We start from the raw sequence: 21,877 nt of genomic DNA on the forward strand, positions 1-21,877 counted from the left end.
TGGGGATGTAGCTCAGTTGGCTAGAGTGCTTGACTGGCAGTCAAGAGGTCACGGGTTCGAATCCCGTCTTCTCCACATTAAAAATTAAGACTTACAATTTTTATGTAAGAGCTTTTTCTTTTAATTATTTTTGTTGAATACGAGCGTTGAGCTTTTATCTAAAGATTGGCTGAAAGTAACTTCTTTAAACATTTCTCCATTTTTTAAATCTGTTTTGCTTGAGTTAGAATTTGCTTTTATTTTTTCTTTTTTCCCATTAATGCTTACAGAGTTATATACATTTAAAATATCAAAGACTCTTACTTGCCAAACCCTAGAATACAATTTGTTTTTAAAGTTACCTTTTGCTTTGTCAATATTAATAATTAACTCTCCTTCTTTGGCTTGATTTTGACTGATAACAATACTAGAGTATGCTCCATTTTGATAAACTATGGTTTTTCCATCATCCTCATATAAAGTAAATGATGTTTTGCCTTCTGCTGGATAAATGTCCAAAATCAATTTTTCTTCCTGTTTTTCTTCCTCAATCCAATTCCTTTCTGAAGTTTTTGGCAATATAGCTCCGGCTTTTATAAATAATGGTAACTTTTCAACATCCTCTGTATTATAACTAATAATTCCCCCTCCTTTATAAACTTCTTTACTCCAGTAATCTATCCAGTCATTTTCACGAGGCAGATAAATTTCCATGGTTTTAAAATCACTATACACTGGCGCAACTAAAATATTTGAACCAAACATATATTGATATGGCCATGTATCAGAAAAGCATAAATAATCTTCAGGAAAGGCAACTAACATGGGCCTGCAAATAGGCATTCCTTTTAAATAATTTTCGTAGGCTGTTGAATATATGTATGGTAATAGCTTGTATCGTTCTTTTCTGTGTTTTCTGATGCTTCTTTCTGCTGATAATCCAGTGTTTTCATTACCACTTACTGCATGAGTTATATTTTCTTTAGTGTCTTTTATTACCACAGAATCCCTGCCTTCTATTTTAATCTTATTCTGAAAGTTTGCAACATCTATATTGCCTGCCCAAGGTTTTGGATTGTGAGACCTTGAAATAGCAGAAAAATCAGAAAATTGATTCCACCTTGCTTGAATTTGCCATGTTTCGCCTACACCGTCTGAAGATATATACGAAACTCCTTTTAATGAGCCATGAGAATTGGTAATGGCCTTTATTTGCCATTTTAATTCGTTCCAATTAAACGAGCAATCTCCAGTCCAGTCAAACGGATACCTTCTAGCTCCAATTAAATTATTTACAGGTGTTACACTATATCTAAAATCCCATGGGTTTACGGCTTGCATTTTTCTACAACCCATAAAAAGAACACGATTATTATTACCTAAATATTTTTGAGTCCCAGTCCATATTCTACTATCAGTTATGTCGTTACGTCTTGTATCTTGCCAAGTGCCCCTTACACCTTGATTTAATTTTTCTTTCCATTTTTCCCACCAAAGGGCTTCGGGTTGAATCGTTTCTGTCCATCCTTGACCATTTCGATTTTTATAATCTGGAGCGTTATGCTGAATTAGCATGACATCAAAATTCATAGCTTTTAAACTATCTATCATGGCCGTTGGAGAAAGAGGTTTTTTATAATTATCAGACCAATCCATTATACTTCCCCATTGAATTTCTTTATTTGCAATACAGCCATCACCCCATTCAAAATCTATTATCAAGTTATCAGCAGGAATATTTCTCTCTCTTAGCTTTTTGGCGACATCCATTAATTGTTTTTGATCACCGTTACAGGCTAAGTGTTGCGTTTGGAAGAAACCATAAGCCTTTTTTGGTAATAAAGGTTCAGCCCCAATAAGCTGGTTGAATTGCTGATATATTTTTTGATAAGACGGCCCGTAAATAAAGTACTGATCCATAAGCGCATCTTCTTCAAGATAGATGTCATAAAGATGAGTTTCTGGATTATAAAACCAATGTGAGTATCTACTATTATCATTTTTTTCATTAAAAAAGCTGGCACTATCAAACATGCTATACCCATCCTTAAACATACCATAAACAGGACCATCTGAAGGGTATATTTGGGTTCCAGAATTTTTTTGTTTTACAGTCATTTCTTTAGTTATTATATTAACCTCAACAGTTAGCTTCTCAGTATGTAAAAAATAAATATTGTCTTTTTGAATGACACTTACAGAAACTTCTTTCCATGGATTGGTGTGCCCTATTGTAAATGGAATAGCATATTCTTTTTTGTAGTTATCGTTATTTAGTTTAGAATAACGCAAACGAAACATTGTAGAAGAATAAAAAGATATCTCTGTATTTTGATTGATGGTTACTCTTGTTACGTACCCATCATGTGCACCCACATTATTTTGACTGGAGAAAGAATTACTCATTAGAAACACTATAAATAGTGTAACTATTTTGAATGAATTAAAGTCTTTAAAAGAATTTAATATAGCTTGAGGTTTAATTTTTGTAATCAATGTCTTTTAAATATTTATAATTGGTTAAACTATTTGATTGCTTTAAAATCAAGGGCGTGAATAAGTGCTTATGTTTTATTTTTGAGTCGATTGAAAAACCTTCAAAGAGTCATTGTTTTTTCCAACAAGCACTGATTTTTCGCCATTAATATTTATGGTTTTTAAAGATTTAATGTCGCCATTTAGTAATAAGCCACTTTCTTTAGGTGTGAGTATTGAAAGCGTATTATCGTCTGTTGTTTTAATTATTAGACCATAACTAGCATCATTTCTTGGTGTTTCGATTTCAGATTGATACTTATTTCCTGCTACTAAAATGTCATCTTTACCATCGTTGTCAAAATCTGCAATAACCAAATCATTAATTGAAGATATTTGGGCGTGGTTTGGGAGTTCAATACTTTTAAATTGACCATTGCCTTGATTTTCTATAATTATTGAGGTAAATGTATATGCTTTTAAGTGTAATGCTTCCTCTAGTTTTTCTTTTCCATAAACATCTACCAATTTAGCTGAACCAAAATCATTATAAGTTGGAAACTTTTTCTTAATAAAAGGCATTTGGTTAGAGCTACATTCGCGCCCACGCAATGGAAACAAATGCTCTTGATTATAGTATCCTAAAACAATATCATTTGTACCGTTATTATCAAAATCTGTTGAGAATACTTCAAAAGGTTCTTTAATGGAGGCTTTATATTTGTAGTTAGCACCTAGATTTCCAACAACGTAATCCATATCGCCATCATTATCAAAATCAAAGCTTTTAATACAATTCCACCAACCGTTTGAGTTTGGTAACATGTTTTCTTGAAGAAGTAATTGGCCATTTTCATTTTTGAAGAATGTAATTTCCATCCACTCTCCAACAACAATCAAATCGGTTTGATTATCACCATCAAAATCTGTCCAAATAGCATCGGTTACCATTCCTATTTCTGATAAATTTGATGCTTTAGCACTTGTTATATTTTTAAACTGTCCGTTTGCATTTTCTAAAAGAAAACTTTTACCAGAATATGGGTATTTTTGACCGAGAAGTCTACTTCCAATAAATAAGTCTAGATCACCATCATTATCAAAATCAAAAGGTTTTACACAACTTCCGCTTGAGTACATTTTTGGAAGTTTAAAGCGAGACTTCTTAAAAACACCTTTGTTGTTTATATAAAGTCTGTCTTGGTACATGACGCTATTTGCAAGCCATTCGTTTCCTCCACTCACAATGTAGAGGTCTAAATCGCCATCAGAATCAGCATCAAAAAATGCAGCACCTATGTCTTCATAAGCTTTATCAGCAAACCATGTGCTAACATTCGATTTACTAAATGTTCCCTCACTATTTTGTATATACATTGCTCCAGGATAACCTTTTGCTCCTCCTATATAAAAATCGTCTAACCCATCACCGTTTACATCTCCAACGGTTAATGCTGGTCCAAATTGAGACATTTTATGTGGCAATAAGCTTTCTGTTTCAAAATCGTCATACTCGTTCTCTGAGTGTTTGTGATTTAATTTTGTTTTGGTTGTTATATCTTTAATTAACGTAAAGTAATTAGGATTAGTAGGTTGCTGATGTTTTGCATCGTTATAATTTATTAGAACCCTTTTATTTGCTGAAACGTTTTCAATAATTTGCGACTTACCATCTGACCATGTAACAATAACTCTGTCAACAAGTTTTAATGTATCTAAACCAACATGTAAAATAGGTTCTATGGATGATTGATAGCCTCTTGTTGGATAATTTTCCAAGTGCTGTAAACCTGTTTTAGTTTCAATTTCTATATGGACACCCACACCAAAAGGATTTTTAGGTTGACCTTTAAATTGAAACTGAAGATGATTCCCTTTAGTATTGTTTTTTAATATGGTGGCTTTTTCATCAATATTATTAACAACCAAATCTAGATCACCGTCATTATCTAAATCGGCATATGACGCACCGTTTGAAAAGGAAGGTTTTGTAATTCCCCATGTACTATTTGACTTAGTAAATGTTAAATCGCCATTGTTTTTAAAAAGATAGTTAAATGTTTTGCGCTGAGGTGTTTTTTGAACTAACTCTTCTACAACCGAAGACATCTTTTCTTTGCTCTTTTGGGCTTGCTTTAGTCGTTTCAGCTTATATTTTCTAAAATCATTATTTCTAAAATCTCTTTTTAAACCGTTAGATACAAATAAATCTTTTAAGCCATCATTATCAAAGTCAGCAAATAATGGTGCCCAGCTCCAATCTGTACTTGATACGCCTGCTAGTTGTGCGATATCACTAAATTTAGAACCCCCATTATTAAGCTGTAAGCTGTTATACATGTATTGATAATGAAACCCTTTATTTACTGCATGGTTAAAAGCTTTAGGGTTCATACCACTCATACTTGTTTTTATACCATAATTATCTTCTGCTACCATATCTAGCGTAATAACATCTAATAAACCATCGTTATTGAAATCGGCTATATCTGTGCCCATAGAAAAGTTTGACACATGCTGAAAAGAAGATTTTAAAGCCTCAGAGAATGTACCGTTTTGATTATTATAATATAAGTAGTCGTGTTCTATGTAATCATTGGAAACATAAATATCTGGCCACCCATCTTGATTTAAATCGCCAATAGAAACACCCAAACCAAAACCTAATGAATTCTGAATAATTCCGGCCTGCTTTGAGATATCAGTGAATCTTCCGCTATCGTTTCTGTATAACTTATCTCCAACAAGCTCGTTACTGTCATTCTTAAAATTCTCAGGGTTATTAGTGTTTACAGGCGTTACATTATGGTTTAGAAGAAACACATCTAAATCACCATCCTTATCATAATCAAAAAATGAAGCTTGAGTACTATAGCCAGAGAAATTCAAACCATATATAGATGCAGACTCTGTAAATGTTCCATTCTTATTGTTTAGGAATAATTCATTTTGCCTGTTTTTTGCTTTTCCTTTTCCCGATTTACAAACATAAATATCTAGCCACCCATCAGCATTTATATCAACCATGGTAACCCCTGTTGTCCAACCAAAAGAGCCTTTTACATTTGCTTTACTTGTAATATCTTCGAATTTAAAATCTCCTTTATTTAAATAAAGTTTGTTATCCTTTAAGTTTGAAGTAAAATAAATGTCAGCTAATCCGTCATTATTTACGTCTCCAATAGCAACACCACCACCATTATAAAAATATTCATATACCATGCTGTTCATGGCACTACTTTCTGGTATTTCATTTATAAAATTTATGCCGCTTTCTTTGGCTTGAATTTCTGTGAATAATGTAGAACTAGTATTTTCTTTGTGAAAGTTTTCTTTGTTTGAAGTCTTTTTACAAGAAAACATAAACAAGCTTACAAAGAGGGAGAGTAACGTTATTGACGTATAGTATTTGATCATTAAAAGGGTTTTAACAAGCATAAAAATAAAAAACACCTAGGAAATATCGTTAATCCCTAGGCGCTTTCAGTTAAGAAACTATTTAAAAACTAACTCTATAATTTAAGTTTTTACCAACCAGGGTTTGGGTTTAAATTGGTATTTATATTTATCTCTTGTAGTGGTATAGGAAATACTATATGTTTATCTTGAAAATTCTCTGCAAATGGTTTGTTATGAGCTTCCAAAGTGGCTTTAATAGATTCTGTTGCTGTAGCTCCTCTTTGCCATCTATATAAATCGAACCAACGAATACCAAACTCCATGGCGAGTTCTACAGGGCGCTCATGATGACGTATTTGTGCTCGTAATTCATCTTTGGTCATCACACCTAAATCTACGGCACCACCACGTTGCCTTACAATATTAACTTGATCTATTGCTAAAGTTGTTTTGTCGTTTTCATTTAATGCTTCAGCATACATAAGCAACACATCAGCATAACGAATTACAGATAAGTTCGTTCCGTTATAGAAATTAGTATCTTGATTAAATGCATACTTTTTAAAATATTTTGGATGATTTAAATCGGCCTGAACTGTTGCATAAGATACTACAGCATCATCAGCTCTACTATACATTTCTGAATTAGGGTCGTCAAAGAAGATACTTTCATAAGCACGATCACTAATTTCTCCACCTGAAGTTAAATCAGTTTTCATTTCATCAACTAACCATTGCGAAGGGTAAAATAGTTCCCAGCCACCAAACGCGTAAGGAGATACTTGGAAATTAAATACTTGACGTTCATCATTTCCGTTAGAGCGATCTCCGGTGAATTGAATTTCAAAAACACTTTCGCTACCGTTTTCAGCATTTCCATTGAAATTATCGGCGTAATTTGGTAATAATGAATACCCCATACCTGTAACTTCTTGTAATTTAGTTTCGGCTTGTCCCCATTTTTCTTGAAACAAATATACTTTTCCTAAAAGCGCTTTAGCTGCACCTTGAGTTGCTCTACCTTTCCATTCTGACGGATAACTAGTAGGTAAACCAGCTTCTGCTTCGGTAAGATCTGTTTCTATTTGCGCCCAAACAGCTGAAGGCGCTGCTTGGCTAGGGAATAAATCAGCAGTTTCACCACTAAATTTAGTTATTAATGGTACATTTTCAAAACCAGTTACTAACCAAAAATAATAGTATGCTCTTAAGAATTTAGCTTCAGCGATAAGATTATTTTTAACATCACTTGACAAAGCTTCCATTTCTGGGACCTTTTGTAAAATTTGATTTGCTCTACCAATTCCAGCATAACTTGCTCGCCATATATTATAAGGTCCGCTCTCTTCTGTTGTGTTTGTAAAACTGGCTAATGAACGCCCGTAAGTTTCAGCTGTGTTATTAACAACATCATCAGCTCTATACGACATAGCAGTGTACATTTCTTCAAAAAAGGCCCATTTACTTCCAGTGGCACTTTGCATAGCGCCATAAGCAGCGGTTAAGGCTTGCATAGCATGATCTTCAGTTTGCCAAAAACTTTCTTCAGTTAAAACTTCCTTATTTTCAACATTAATAAAATCATCGCTACATGAATTTAAAAACCCTATAAAGAATACAATTGTAATTATATATCTAATTTTTTTCATTGTTCTATTTTTTAAATTTTTAAAATTACAGTGATAGATTTACACCTAATATGAACGACTTAGATAATGGGTAAAACCCTCTATCAACACCTCTTGTAAATGTACCTCCATTTGCAAGTCCTGGATCGAAACCTGAATAATCTGTAATTGTAAATAAATTACTTGCGGTAATATATACTCTAGCATTTGATATCGCTATTTTAGAAGTTACAGTTTCTGGTAATGTATAGCCTATTTGTATGTTTTTTAATCTAAAGTATGATCCATCTTCTAAGAAATAACTTGAAGGACGAATATTATTATTTGGGTCTCCAAATACATTTCTAGGAATGTTTGAACCTGTATTTTGTGGTGTCCATGCATTTACTAAGTCTGCAGACATATTTTGTCTGTCTGATCTATACAACCACATTTTCATACCATTAAAAATTTTGTTGCCTTGCGTACCTTGAAAGAATAAACTAGCATCAAAGTTTTTGTATTTGGCATTAAAGTTTATACCGTATTCAAAATCTGGTAGTCCACTTCCAAAATAACGTTTGTCTTCGTCACCTAAAGATCCATTACCGCTAATGTCAGTAAACTTTAAGTCACCTGGAGCAGCATCTGGTTGAACACCATGAGCATCAATTTCTGCTTGGTTTTGGAAAATTCCATCGGCTTCAAATAAATAAAAACGTCCAATTTCTCCACCAACTTCTGTTCTTGTAGTAGGGAAGTTATTAAACTCAATAAAACCATCGGTAAAAGATTCATTTGCAACACCAAGTTTAGTAACTTTATTTTTTGAGCTACTTATGTTTGCAGAAACATCAAAAGTAAAATCTTTATCAGAATCACTACTATAGCTAAGAGATAATCCCCAGCCTTTGTTTTCTAAATTCCCTCCATTTGTTAATGGAAAAGATGTAATTCCCGATGATGCAGGGATAGGCACAGACACTAGCATATCTGTTGTTTTTGAAATGAAATAATCAAAAGTTGCCTTAATGCGGTTATTTAAAAGTCCTAAGTCTATACCAATATTAGTAGTAGCTGTTTCTTCCCACTGTATGTCTGGTGTAGGTAAAGACGTAGCAATAGCACCTACTAAAACATTTTGGCTTACCCCTTCTCCAAAAGGATAGTTTAACTGTTGACCACCAGAACCAATTCTAGCTAAAAATAGATGATCACCAATTAATTGGTTACCTAAAGTACCATAACTAAAACGTGGTTTTATTTGACTAAACAAATCTGATTCAAAAAAATCTTCATTGTGTAAGGCCCAACCTAAAGATAAAGAATAAAAATTACCATACTTATTGTCTGGACCAAAGCGAGATGATCCGTCACGTCTTACACTACCTTGAAGATAGTATTTGTTTTTGTAATCATAATTTATACGACCAAAATAAGATTGTAATGTGCTAGTTGAATTAAATCCAAAAGAAGACTCATCACCAATTCCTGCGCTAAGTGCTTTTAATTGATCAGACGCTAAGGTATTGTTGGACCCACCAACAGATCTAAATTGACTTTTTTCTCTTGACACACCTAGTAACACATCAATATCGTGCTCTCCAAAAGCTTTGCGATAATTTAAAGTGTTATTTAATGTCCATTCGTTTGTTCTTGATCTTGATTCATTTAATAAAGGGTTGTCATTTGTTGCTTGAGGACCAAAATTATATGTTGGCAAGAAGAATGAAAAATGTGTATTCTCTACATTAGCACCATATTGAAATTTATATGTTAATCCGTCAATAATTTTTAAATCTGCTGCTATATTAAATTGCATATAGTCATCTTGATTTATTCTATCAGTTAACTCGCCCTCTCCAATTGGATTTCCAGAACCTAAGCTTGCAGCTGGTGAAGCAAATCCGTTAATTGAATTTGAATCATAAATAGCTTTATGAGGAAGTTGCGTATATACTTGAAGAAATGGCGAAAAGCTTGCATTTCCACCTCCGATAGGTTCAAAAATACCTCGCGTATTCTCTCTAGTGTAACTAATTCCTGGAGATAATTTTAAACGACCATCAAGTAAATTAAAATCCATATTTAAACGGGTGCTTAATCTGTCAAACCCAGTATTAACTACTGTTCCTGAATTATCAAAATAACCTGCAGAAAAGTTGTAATTCATCTTTTCTGTTCCGCCAGATATTCCAATATCGTGTTTTTGTTCAAAGGCCGTATCAATATATGATCCTACCCAATCAGAATCAGCATAGCTCCCTCCATCTGTTAAATATGGGGCTGGAGTTACGCCTGCATTAGTGTAAGCATCTAATTTAATTTGATCATGTTGGCTTCTATTTGCAACATCAACATTATCTTTTACTGATTGCGTACTTAGATATGAATTTATAGTCACTTTTGGCTCACCTGTTTTTCCTCTTTTAGTGGTAACAATAACAACACCATTTGATGCTCTTGAACCATAAATTGTAGCGGCTGAAGCATCTTTTAATATACTTATATTAGCAATATCTGCTGGGTTTATATAAGATAAATCTCCAGGAATACCATCAATAACATATAAAGGGTTGTTATTTCCAATAGTTCCTAAACCTCTAATTCTAATTACAGGATCGCTTCCAGGAGCACCACTAGCTACTGCTACATTAACGCCAGCAACTTGTCCTTGTAAAGACGATGCAATATCTGCAGTTGGAATTTTTTGAAGCTCTGCAACATCAACTGATGTAATTGCTGCTGTTACTTCTTCTCTTTTTTGAGTACCGAAACCTACCAAAACAATTTCGTCTAAGCTTTCTGCATTTTCTTCTAAAGACACATTTATAGTTGTTTGATTTGCAACAACAATTTCTTTAGTTAAAAATCCTAAAAAACTATAAACTAATACAGTTTGTTGATTTGGTACCTCGATTGAATAGGATCCCTCAAAGTCAGTTTGTACTCCAACGGTTTGATTATTTTTAATAGTAACTGTTGCTCCTGGAAGAGGTATTCCAGCATTATCAGTAACGGTTCCGTTTACTACAATACTTTGAGAAAAAGCACTAGAAGTAAACCCAAATGTTACAAACATAAAAAGCAATAAAAACAGACCGTTAAAAGAGTGTTTTTGGTTTTTTGATTGTTTTTTTTTCATATTAATAGTTTATTTGTTAGTCAGAACCCAACTCTTAAGATTGAGTGCGGGCTTAAGTGTTATCAAATATTGAACTATTTTCAGATAAAACCTCAAAATACACCTTTACTTGACCTTTACATTTTGTTCAAATATCTTTTTTTAAAACTTTTTAAGAGGTATAATAACAGAAGTAGTGTAAGGTTGTTGTTTAGGTGTTAGGTGTCAATTATAGTGTAAAAGACTAGAATTAAAAAACTTTGGACAAATGGATAAACGGTATAAGGAAGGGTTTAAATATTTTTGAAAATCTAAATGTTTTCTAAGAAACTAACAAGATTGTCTTTTGTGTTTAAATTCAATTTTTTTCTTAATCGATGCCTGCCAATTTCTACAGAGTTTAAAGAAATATTATTAATATTTGCTATTTCTTTAGAACTCAATTTAAGTTTTACCTGCACAGCTAGCTGGATATCTTTATTAGTTAAATGAGGGTATTTCTCTTTAATTCTAAATAAAAATTCACTTTGAAGAGTTTCAACATTTGTATGGAACCTCTGTATATCCTCGTTAAAGTCAAACTTAAATGTATACTCTTTTATGAGGCTATTAATATGTTTTTTTAATTGGTTTATATCGGTAAAGTTTAAGCCTTTTAACGATTTTGTAAGATCTTTATATATGGATGTTCTTTGAGATATAAACAAAGCTAAGTTTGTTAGTTCTTTCATTCTAAACTCCAATTTATGTTCAAGGTTTTCTCTTAATAGAGATTGCGTTTTTAGTTTTTCTTTTGATAACCTATTGCCTTGATCGTATATAGCTTTTTTCTTTTTTATATTATTCCAAAGTGATACTATAACAAGAATTGCAATGATTACCGATAGTATTGAGCCAATTAATAAAGACTCTCTCTTTTGTGCTTCTAAGTTTCTTTGTTGCTCTAATAGTTTAATCTCAGACTCTCTTCTTTCAGCCTCATAAAGCGTTCTCATTTCTGTTAATTTCTCACTTTTATTATTGGAAAAAATTTCAGATTTCGCTTCAGCATGCTTCTTATAGTTTAAAAGTGCTTCTTTATAATCTCCAATTGCTAAATAATAATCAGACAAAATTCTATCATTCTCAACAACCCATTCTTTGTTATCCATTAACCCTTCCATGATTAATCTAGATTCGCTTAATAACGAATAGCACTTTTTATAATCTCCAAGCTTTAAATTTACTATCGACAGTTCATTTAAGATATCTACTTTATTTTGCAAATCTTTAATTTGATTTGAAATATCTAAGGAAGACTCTAAAAAATCCTTAGCATAATCAAGTTCGTTAATCTTGCGATAGCAAATGCCCATGTTTTTCATGGTTTCGGCAATCCTATCTTTATTGTTAAACTCTTTTTTTAATTCTAATGATTTCTTAAAAAAAGATAATGCTAAATTGCAATCCCCCTTGTGCTCATGAATTAATCCAATACTATTATAGCTATAAGCAATGCGTTGTCTGTCGTCGATTCTTTCATGTATTTTTAAAGTCTCTGTATGGTATTGAAGCGCTTTGTCAAAATAGCCAATATCATAATACAACCAACCTAAAGTGCGCAGTGTAAAAGCCAAATCATAGTCGTTTCCTATTTCTTTTCTAATTTCTAATGATTGTAATCCTAACTGTAATGCTTTGTCGTAAAAGTCATTAAATAAATAGCCTTGACAGAGGTTAATAAGAGCTAACCCTTCCTGACTTTTATCGTTAAATTCTAAAGATAATTGTAAGGCCTCATTTGCGTATTCTATAGTTTTGTCTGGATTTATAGACCAGTAAATCTCTGCTACTCTGTTTAGTAATGGTATTTTATCTTTGCCTGTTGAGTAAGGTAAAATAGTTAATAAACTATCCAGTTCTATTTGAGAATCATTTGGGTTTTCATCCCATATATTAGTTTGTGCATGAGTAGTAAACCCTATAAATATTAGTATTAAAAAAACAGGTCTCATAAGTATATTAATGTAAATTTTATTAATTAATAAAGATTGAATAGCTGTTGGTTTGTATAAAAACCTATTGCAAATATCGATATTATTATTGATTAACATAATTTTTAAAAAACAAAAATGAAAGGTCAAGTAAAGGTCATTTTCGAGTTATTTAAAAAAAATAATCGAAATTTGTTGGAATCTGTTTTTATATAAAAATTAAGATTTATGACTACAACCTATTATATTGGAATATTATAAAATGAGTATAAATAAAGTCTATCAATTTATAATTGTCTTAATTTTTATTTTAAGCATTGGATGTAATAATTCTAAAGAATCAATAAAAGTTGATAAGGAATATCGAGCGCTAAAGCATAGTAAAAATATTCTTGATTATAGCATTACTCCCAAACATTCTGTAGATAAATCTGGTTTAATGTTTTCTGACCAAGGCGCATGGTTTGCATTTGGATTGCATGAAGAATCAAATGAATCTATTGGCTTTTCAGGCCCATTTTTAATGACACAACAAAATGGAGTTTGGTTATCTGGATCTCTAATCAATACGATAATAAAAATCAACAATAATTTTGTGTCATTAAAAAGAGAAAAGGGCTATAGTTATTCAAGTCATTTAGAACAGCGTTACTCAGAAGATAACGTATTAGTTTTGGAAAAATTAGTTTTTAAAAATGGGCATACGGCTTTATTGCAAACTAAGATAAAGAATACTAGCAATGAGAGTGTCAATTTTGAGCTTTTGTGGGGCCATTCTCCTATACTGGTAGATGGTATTTCGCTTTCGAAAAGTGATAATATCATCAAATTAAATTCTTCAAATACAAATGCTAAGGGCTATTTAACTTTTCCCAAGAAAGGTCATATAGAATTAGTTGATTCTTTGCAATACAAAGCAAGAAGCAGTTTCAATTTAGAACCAAATCAAACCAAGGAAGTCGTAATAACTATTACCTTTATTTTTTCAGAATATTCTTGGAAAGAAGAACAAAAGCAGATTGCAAGTGTGGACTTTGATTCTGTTCTAGAAGTGCGAAAAACGGAAAAAGAATCTCAACTTCAATCAATAATTAAAAACAGAAAACCACAATTTAAAGACAGTAAATATGCAAATGTCTTAGCAAAAGCACATTTAACATTACAAAATAATTGGCGTTTGGCAGCCGGCGAGTTAAAGTATGAAGGTTTATTTCCTAGTTACCATTACGAGTGGTTTAATGGATTTTGGTCTTGGGACTCATGGAAACATGCCGTTGGACTTTCGTACTACGATACTAATCTGGCTAAAAATCAAATGCGTGCTATGTTTGATTTTCAAAAGGATGATGGGTTTATAGTAGATTGCGTTTATAGAGATACAACTATTGAAGCCCATAACTATCGTGATACCAAACCGCCACTTTCCGCATGGGCAGTAGCTAAAATTTATAAAAAGAACGGAGATGATGAATTTGTTAAAGAATTCTACCCAAAACTTAAAAAATACCATGAATGGTGGTATAACAAGCGTGATCATGATCAAGATGGTTTGTGTGAATATGGCTCTACCGATGGTTCTTTAATAGCGGCAAAATGGGAGAGCGGTATGGACAATGCCATTCGTTTTGATAACTCGAAAATTCTAAAAAACGAAGAAAATGCCTACTCTTTAAATCAAGAAAGTGTAGATTTAAATGCATATTTGTATGCCGAAAAGCTGTATTTAAGTGAATTAGCACTGGTTATAAATAAGCTTGATGATGTAAAGACTTATAAAAATGATGCAGAAATTTTAAAAACAAAAATTCAATCTCAATTTTTCGATACTATAGATGGCTGGTTTTATGACACAAATATAGATGGAGACATTTTTATTAAAGGAGAAGGTAGTGAAGGTTGGACTGCTCTTTGGGCTAATGCAGCAACACAAGAGCAAGCAAAGGCAGTAAAGGAAAAAATGATGAATCCTAAAAAATTCTATAGAAAAGTGCCTTTTCAAACCATGAGTGCTGATCATAACAGGTTTGATCCGTTAGAGGGGTATTGGAGAGGTCCAAATTGGTTGGATCAAGCCTATTTTGGAGTAAAAGGACTGCGTAATTATGGTTTTAATGATGAAGCAGATAAAGCAACGATTCAAATTATTGAAGGTGCAGATGGAATATTGGGTAAAGGAAAATCTATAAGGGAAAACTATCACCCTCTAACAGGTGAAGGTTTAAATGCAGAAAACTTTAGCTGGAGTGCTGCACACCTAATTATGTTATTAACGCAAGATTAAATGAATTACGATACAATAAAGATAAATACTAATCAAGCCGAAAGCATACTTTGGGAGCTTTTTAATATAAAAGGAACAGCTTCGCTGCTTCCTGGAGAAGTTGATTTTAATTTTAGAATTAAAATTGAAAATGAGGATAAATATATTTTAAAAATTTCTCGACCAAATGAAGAAGAGGACTATTTAGATTTTCAACAAAAACTCTTGCAGTATGTAGAAGTTAATGGGAAAGACCTTGTAGCTCCTAAAGTTGTAAAAGATAAAGAAGGAAACCTCATATCTTCAATTATCGATGATTATGGAAATGAACGAAAAGTACGCATGTTGTCTTGGGTCACAGGGCGTGTGTGGAGTTCAGTAAACCCTCAACTAGACGATTTACGCTACAGTTTAGGTGAGCAATGTGGATTATTAACTAAAGCTTTATATGGGTTTGACCACCGTGAAGCACATCGCAATTTTGAATGGGATGTTGCACAATCTCTGTGGACTAAAAAGCATATTGATTTATTTTCTAAGGAGGAAAAAGAAATAATCACCTCATTTCAGAATCAATTTAAAGGTTTACAGGAAACGTATTCTGATCTTCGAAAAGCAGTAGTCCATAATGATGCAAATGACAATAATGTAATTGTTTCAGAGGAATTAGTAAACCCAAAAGTAAAAGCAGCTATTGACTATGGAGATGCTATTCATACCCAAATAATTAATGATTTAGCTATTAGCTGTTCTTATTGCATCATGCATCATAACGACCCGCTAGAAGCTGCTTTACCTATTATAAAAGGGTATCATTCGGTATTTCCTTTAGAAGAAAACGAGCTAGCACATTTGTACATTGCTATAGCTATGCGATTGGTTATTTCTGTTACTAAATCGGCAATCAATAAAATTAAAGAACCAGATAATAAGTATTTATTAATTAGTGAAAAACCTGCTTGGGAAGTGCTTAAAAAATGGTGTAAAATTAGTCCAGATCTAGCCTATTATAGCTTTAGAAATGCTTGTAGTTTTTCTGCACATCCAGAAGAAAAATTATTTAAAACATGGAGTGCTGAGCAATCATATAATCTTTCAGATTTATTCCCTACACTAAATAGGTTAGAGGTTCATCATCTCGATTTAAGCGTATCTAGCAAATGGATTGGACACGAAGTAGAATTTAATGATTTAGATTTATTTCAGTTTAAAATCAATCAACTTCAAAAGCAACTTCAAAATAAAATTATTGCAGGAGGGTATTTAGAACCACGTCCAATTTATACTTCAACAGAGTATGATAAAATAGGAAACCATGGGCGTGAAAGTAGAACCATTCATTTAGGAATAGATTATTGGCTGCCAGAAAAAACGCCTATTCATGCTCTAATGGAAGGAGAGGTGGTAGTTGCTGTAAATGATGCTGGAAATAAAGAATATGGTGGTTTAGTCATTTTAAAGCATACTACTTCAAACTTTGAATTTTATACGCTTTATGGTCATTTGTCTGTTGAGAGTGCTACTAAACATAAGTTTGGTGATATTATAAAAAAGGGTGAAAAGTTTGCAGAGTTAGGAGGTCCAAAAGAGAACGGAAACTGGGCGTCTCACCTTCATTTTCAAGTTATGTTATCCTTATTAGATTATACTAATGATTTCCCAGGAGTCGCTTACTTTAGACAGATTGATGTTTGGAAAAGTATTTGTCCAGACCCAAATCTATTATTTAAACCGGAAGGACTTCAGAATAATATTGAAATTACAGATGAAGATTTAATCTATTACAGAAAGCAACATTTAGGTAAGAGTTTAAGCCTTCAGTATAAAGCTCCTATTAGGGTGGTTCGTGGTGCTGGCCAATATCTTATGGATCAATATGGGCGTAAATATTTAGATACTGTAAATAATGTAGCTCATGTTGGGCACGAACATTACGCGGTTGTAAAAGCAGGTCAAGAACAAATGGCGCTAATCAATACAAACTCACGCTATTTGCACAAAAATATTAATGCCTTAGCAAAAGAATTGGCTGAAACTTTACCACCAGAACTTAGTGTGTTACATTTTGTTAATTCTGGAAGTGAAGCTAATGAGTTGGCTATACGTATGGTTAAGGCCAATACCCGTGAACGAGATATTATAGCAAGCGAAGTTGGTTATCATGGAAACTCAAACATGTGTATTGATATTAGCTCTTACAAGTTTGATGGTAAAGGAGGAAATGGTGCACCAGAATACACTCATATTTTTCCGCTTCCAGATAAGTTTAGAGGAAAATATAGAGGAAAAGATACGGCAGATAAATACGTTGAAGAAGTTCAAAAGCAAATTGACAAAGTACATAAAAAAGGAAGAGGTGTAGGTGCGTTTATTATTGAACCAATTATAAGTTGTGGAGGTCAAATAGAACTTCCGGAAGGCTTTTTGACTAAAGCGTATAAACAAATTAGAGATGTAGGCGGGTTGTGTATTTCGGATGAAGTACAGGTAGGTTGTGGGCGAGTTGGAAAAACATTTTGGGGTTTTCAGTTACATAATGTTACTCCAGATATTGTAACCATTGGTAAACCTTTAGGGAACGGACATCCTATTGCTGCTGTGGCCTGTACCCAGCAAGTGGCTGATAAATTTGCAAATGGCATGGAGTATTTCAACACTTTTGGAGGAAATCCAGTGTCTTGTGCCATAGCAACTCAGGTTTTGCAAACGGTAAAGAAAGAGAAACTTCAAGAAAACGCTTTAGAGGTTGGAGAGTATTTAAAATCTGAATTAAAGCAATTATCAGAAGAGTTTCCAATTATTGGTGATGTTCGCGGTCAAGGTTTGTTTTTAGGAATAGAGCTTATTGATTCTGATATGAATCCTTTAGCAACTAAAACAGATTATCTGGCCAACAGAATGAAAGATTATGGCATTTTAATGAGTACAGATGGGCCAGATTATAATGTGTTAAAAATCAAACCCCCTATGGTATTTACTAAAGAAAACGCTAAAGAATTGATTTTTTACTTAAAAAAAATATTTGCAGAAAATTTTATGCAACTTTAAAATTACATTAATGAGGTTAAAACTATTATATATTTTACTTTTTTGTATTGCCTTAGGTTGCAAAAAAACAGCGTTAATTGAAATTCCAGATCAAACATTTCATTATAATCATAAAATATTTGAAGACCATAAATTACAACCAAGAGCTACTTATTTTGGTTTTGAATCTGCTAATATTTTAGCTAAAGAAAACTCAAAACGTTTTTTTAGCTTAAATGGTGAATGGAAATTTCATTGGGTCAAAAAGCCAAAGCAAAGACCAACTACATTTCAAAACATTAATTTTGATGATTCAAATTGGGGCACAATTCCTGTCCCTGCTAATTGGGAAGTAGAAGGTTATGGACATCCCATTTATTTAGATGAACGCTATCCGTTTACTACAAAATGGCCGAATGCTCCAACAGATTATAACCCTGTAGGTACATATAGAAAAGAAATAAACCTTACTAAAGCGTTTTTATTGGAGGATGTTATTCTTCACTTTGCAGGTGCAAAATCAGCCATGTATGTTTATGTTAATGGAGATTATGTAGGCTATTCTCAAGGCAGTAAAACACCTGCTGAATTTAATATTACTAAATATCTTAAAGAAGGCAAAAACGTGATTGCATTACAAATGTTTCGCTGGAGTGATGCCAGCTATCTTGAAAGCCAAGATATGCTGCGTATGAGTGGGATTGAGCGCGATGTATACTTATACACTCAGCCAAAGATTTTTGTTTCAGACTATCATGCGTATACTAATTTAGATGATTCTTATACTAATGGCATTTTTAAGGGTACAATTACTGTAACAAACAATTCAGATGTTAGTGTAAAACGGCAAATGCTATTAGAGTTATTAGATGATAAAGCCTCTGTTTTTTCAGACTCTATAATGATAAATATACCGGCAAATTCTAAAGCTGAATTTAATTCAAAAAGTATTATAGAAAATGCAAAACAATGGTCGGCTGAAGCCCCTAACTTATACACTATAAAAGTAGCTTTGAAGGATGAAAACCAGAAGCAAAACAATCAATACATTAAAAGGCATATAGGATTTAAACGTATAGAAATTATAAACAGTCAAGTATTAGTGAATGGTAAAGCTGTTTATTTTAAAGGAGTAGATCGCCACGAAACAGATCCTTATACGGGTCATATCGTTTCGAAAGCATCTATGGAAAGGGATATTAAAATGATGAAACAGAATAACATTAATGCTGTGCGTTCTTCACATTATCCTAACGATCCTTATTGGTTAGATTTATGCGACAAGTTTGGACTTTATGTTATTGATGAAGCTAATATTGAAAGCCACCCATTGGCAATTCAAGAAGATTCTCAAATAGGAAATGAAATGTCCTGGTTACCAGCACACATGATGCGAACTCAACGCATGTATTATCGCGATAGGAACCATCCTTCTATCTACTCTTGGTCCTTAGGAAATGAAGCAGGGACAGGCAATGTGCTCAAAAGTACTTACAAGTGGTTAAAGGAACATGAAAGTAATCGTATAGTTCAATATGAACCGGCTAGAAAAGAAGATTATACTGATGTTTATTGTCCTATGTACCCTAAACCTGAATACTTGATTAACCATGGTAAATCTGATTCAGACAAACCATCAATAATGATAGAGTATGCTCATGCCATGGGTAACTCTGTTGGCAACTTGCAAGATTATTGGGACATCATTGAAACTTATCCTAATCTTCAGGGAGGCTATATTTGGGATTGGGTGGACCAATCACTTGAATATAAAGACAAAAACGGAAAACCCTATTTAGCTTACGGGCACGATTATCACCCAGATTTACCAACAGATGGAAACTTTTTAAATAATGGTTTAGTAAATCCATATCGTAATCCGTATCCACATTTAACAGAGGTTAAAAAAGTGTATGAGCCTATTCAAATTAATAATATAGGTAACGGAGTTATAGAAATTGAAAATAAAAACTTTTTTACTAACCTTTCAGATAAAACAATGACATGGAAAATCTTGAAGGACGGAAAAGAAGTTTTTCAGGATAGCAGCATTTCAGTTAATGTTAAGCCACAAGAAGTTAAAAAAATTAACTTAAAAAAGTTTCCAAAACCTTTTTCTTCTGAAAGCGAATATATTCTCCAAGTGAGTTTAATTCAAAACGAAACAAAAAATTTAATTCCGAAAGGGCATGAAATTGCTTGGGACCAATTTATTATTCAAAAAGGCATCTATTCTAAAACGTCTAGATCTAGGGTTAATAATTTAGAAATAATAACACAAAACGACGCTATTGAAATAAAAAATGAAATAGTAACCTTAACAATTGATGCAAAATCAGGAGAAATCAAATCTTGGGTTTTTAATGGAAAAGAAATAACCAATCAACCTATTCGCCCAAATTTTTGGCGCCCCCCAACCGATAATGATTTAGGGAACAAAATGCATACTTGGGCAAAGATTTGGCAAGATGCATCTTATAGTTACTCAGCTAACTTAATTGAAAAACCAACAAATAAGGGCAATGGCACGAGCTATAAAGTTGCGTACACACTACCAAATAATGAAGCTAATATTGAAATTAGATATACCCTAAGTAATAGCGGTGCTTTAGATATTGATTTTAGTTTCAAACCAAACCAAACAGGATTGCCTAATATCCCAAGATTAGGAATGTACATGACTTTATCTAAAGCTTTTACAAACATCTCTTGGTACGGGAATGGTCTTGAAGAAAGCTATTGGGATAGAAAAACAGGAGTAAAAGCGGGTATTTATACAGGCGAAATAAAAGACCAGTTTGTAAGATATCCTCGCCCTCAAGAAACTGGAAATAAAACAGATGTGCGCTGGGTTGAAGTATCTTCTAGTAATCTATCTTTGAAAGCAACAAGTAATGAATTATTAAATACAAGTGTGTGGCCATTTACAATGAAAGAAATTGATTTTAATGGTAAAGATGCAGGCGAATCTGCCTCAGGTTTGGTTCCTGTAACTAAAAAACATGGAGCAGACATAAAAACGGGAAATGTTGTGCAATGGAATATAGATTATCTTCAAATGGGAGTTGGAGGAGATACTTCTTGGGGAAGGTTTGTTCATCCAGAATATATTATTCCTGCTAGTAAAGCATATTCGTATTCATTTAGTATAGAGCCTAAATGATAAAATAAAAAATGAATTGCTGGGTTTTAAAGCATTAAGAAGTTTATGCTTTTGTCTATAGTTTCTTTTAAGTGGTTAGGTAATATGGATTCCTCCCAAGGATGTTTGGCTCCAAAAACATGATTTGCGCCTTCAATAATTTCTAATTGGCTATTTAAATTCCATTGATGGAGTTCTTTTGCTTCATCTACAAAAACACTAGTATCATTATCTCCATGAATGATTAAATATGGAATTTTTAAGTTAGAAACTGCTCGCTTAATGGTAAGCCTGCTTTCGTTGGTAATGAAGTCTTCATAAAACTGAAAATAATGAGGCATGTGCTGTTTTGTTCTGCCATTTAAAACATATTTAACACCGCTTTTTTTCCATTGTTCTAAATCTCCAGTGGTTGCTGTTCGCTTTCCAAAATCGCAAACACCCGCTAAGCTAATTACTCTTTTTATTCTATTATTTTCTTCTGCTTTTATAGTTACAATTCCGCCAGCTCTACTATGTCCTATTAAAGCTATATTGTTTATATCAACTTCATTCTTAAATTTTAAATTATTGTATACCCAGTCTATAACGGTTTCTAAATCGTCTAATTCTTTAGTATAATTGTTGTTTCCAAAAGCTTTCAAATCTGGAAAGTCAATAGGCTCTTCTACTGTACCACCATTATGAGAAAAGTTGAATTTTATAAAGTAAAACCCAGCATCAGCAAAAGCCTTAGCCATTAAATTCCATGCCCCCCAATCTTTAAATCCTTTGTAACCATGACAAAATACTATTATAGGTTTTTTAATACTATTACCATTAAAAAACAAATCTATTAAAATAGGTTTTTCGTGTTTACCGCTAATAATTATATTTTTTTCAATAGTCATT

Annotated in this window: 9 protein-coding genes and 1 tRNA gene; 4 read left to right on the forward strand and 6 right to left on the reverse strand. The window is 32.8% G+C overall.

The genetic code is table 11. The annotated features are described in order from the left end of the window. The first annotated feature begins 1 nt into the window (after position 1). A tRNA-Ala gene (locus M3P09_RS00970) sits at positions 2-75 on the forward strand. 45 nt (positions 76-120) lie between these two features. Here M3P09_RS00970 and M3P09_RS00975 read toward each other — a convergent pair. From M3P09_RS00975 to M3P09_RS00995, 5 genes are all read right to left on the reverse strand, one after another. Beyond that, the gene (locus M3P09_RS00975) at positions 121-2,385 is read right to left on the reverse strand and encodes a TIM-barrel domain-containing protein (RefSeq protein WP_249971689.1); all 2,265 of its coding nucleotides are present in this window, start codon (positions 2,383-2,385) and stop codon (positions 121-123) included. A 165-nt stretch (positions 2,386-2,550) separates the two neighbouring features. Next, positions 2,551-5,871 (reverse strand): VCBS repeat-containing protein, encoded by a 3,321-nt coding sequence (locus M3P09_RS00980; RefSeq protein ID WP_249971690.1) that lies wholly within the window; start codon positions 5,869-5,871, stop codon positions 2,551-2,553. Positions 5,872-5,981: 110 nt separating this feature from the next. Further along, a complete protein-coding gene (locus M3P09_RS00985) occupies positions 5,982-7,502 on the reverse strand; it encodes a RagB/SusD family nutrient uptake outer membrane protein (RefSeq protein ID WP_249971691.1) in 1,521 nt (506 codons plus the stop codon). 25 nt (positions 7,503-7,527) lie between these two features. Next, on the reverse strand, positions 7,528-10,605 hold the full coding sequence (locus M3P09_RS00990) for a SusC/RagA family TonB-linked outer membrane protein (RefSeq protein ID WP_099565067.1): 3,078 nt from the start codon (positions 10,603-10,605) through the stop codon (positions 7,528-7,530). A gap of 290 nt (positions 10,606-10,895) precedes the next feature. Continuing rightward, the gene (locus M3P09_RS00995; protein ID WP_249971692.1) at positions 10,896-12,578 is read right to left on the reverse strand and encodes a tetratricopeptide repeat protein; all 1,683 of its coding nucleotides are present in this window, start codon (positions 12,576-12,578) and stop codon (positions 10,896-10,898) included. Between the two features lie 241 nt (positions 12,579-12,819). Between M3P09_RS00995 and M3P09_RS01000 the strand changes: the two genes are divergently transcribed. Genes M3P09_RS01000 through lacZ form a run of 3 tightly spaced genes read left to right on the forward strand, consistent with a single transcriptional unit; the run spans position 12,820 to position 21,007 of the window. Continuing rightward, positions 12,820-14,838, forward strand: coding sequence for an MGH1-like glycoside hydrolase domain-containing protein (locus M3P09_RS01000; protein WP_249971693.1), 2,019 nt, complete (start codon positions 12,820-12,822; stop codon positions 14,836-14,838). After that, positions 14,839-17,865 carry an aminotransferase class III-fold pyridoxal phosphate-dependent enzyme gene (locus M3P09_RS01005; RefSeq protein WP_249971694.1) on the forward strand — a complete coding sequence of 1,009 codons (3,027 nt, stop codon included), beginning with the start codon at positions 14,839-14,841 and terminating at the stop codon, positions 17,863-17,865. Positions 17,866-17,875: 10 nt separating this feature from the next. Next, complete coding sequence (lacZ, locus tag M3P09_RS01010) at positions 17,876-21,007, forward strand: beta-galactosidase, LacZ type (RefSeq protein ID WP_249971695.1); 3,132 nt, start codon at positions 17,876-17,878, stop codon at positions 21,005-21,007. Positions 21,008-21,033: 26 nt separating this feature from the next. Here the strand turns inward: lacZ and M3P09_RS01015 are convergent, their stop codons facing one another. Then, the gene (locus M3P09_RS01015) at positions 21,034-21,876 is read right to left on the reverse strand and encodes an alpha/beta hydrolase family protein (protein ID WP_249971696.1); all 843 of its coding nucleotides are present in this window, start codon (positions 21,874-21,876) and stop codon (positions 21,034-21,036) included. Between the last annotated feature and the right edge of the window lies 1 nt (position 21,877).

The organism is Jejuia spongiicola (assembly GCF_023502325.1).
Classification (GTDB): domain Bacteria; phylum Bacteroidota; class Bacteroidia; order Flavobacteriales; family Flavobacteriaceae; genus Wocania_A; species Wocania_A spongiicola.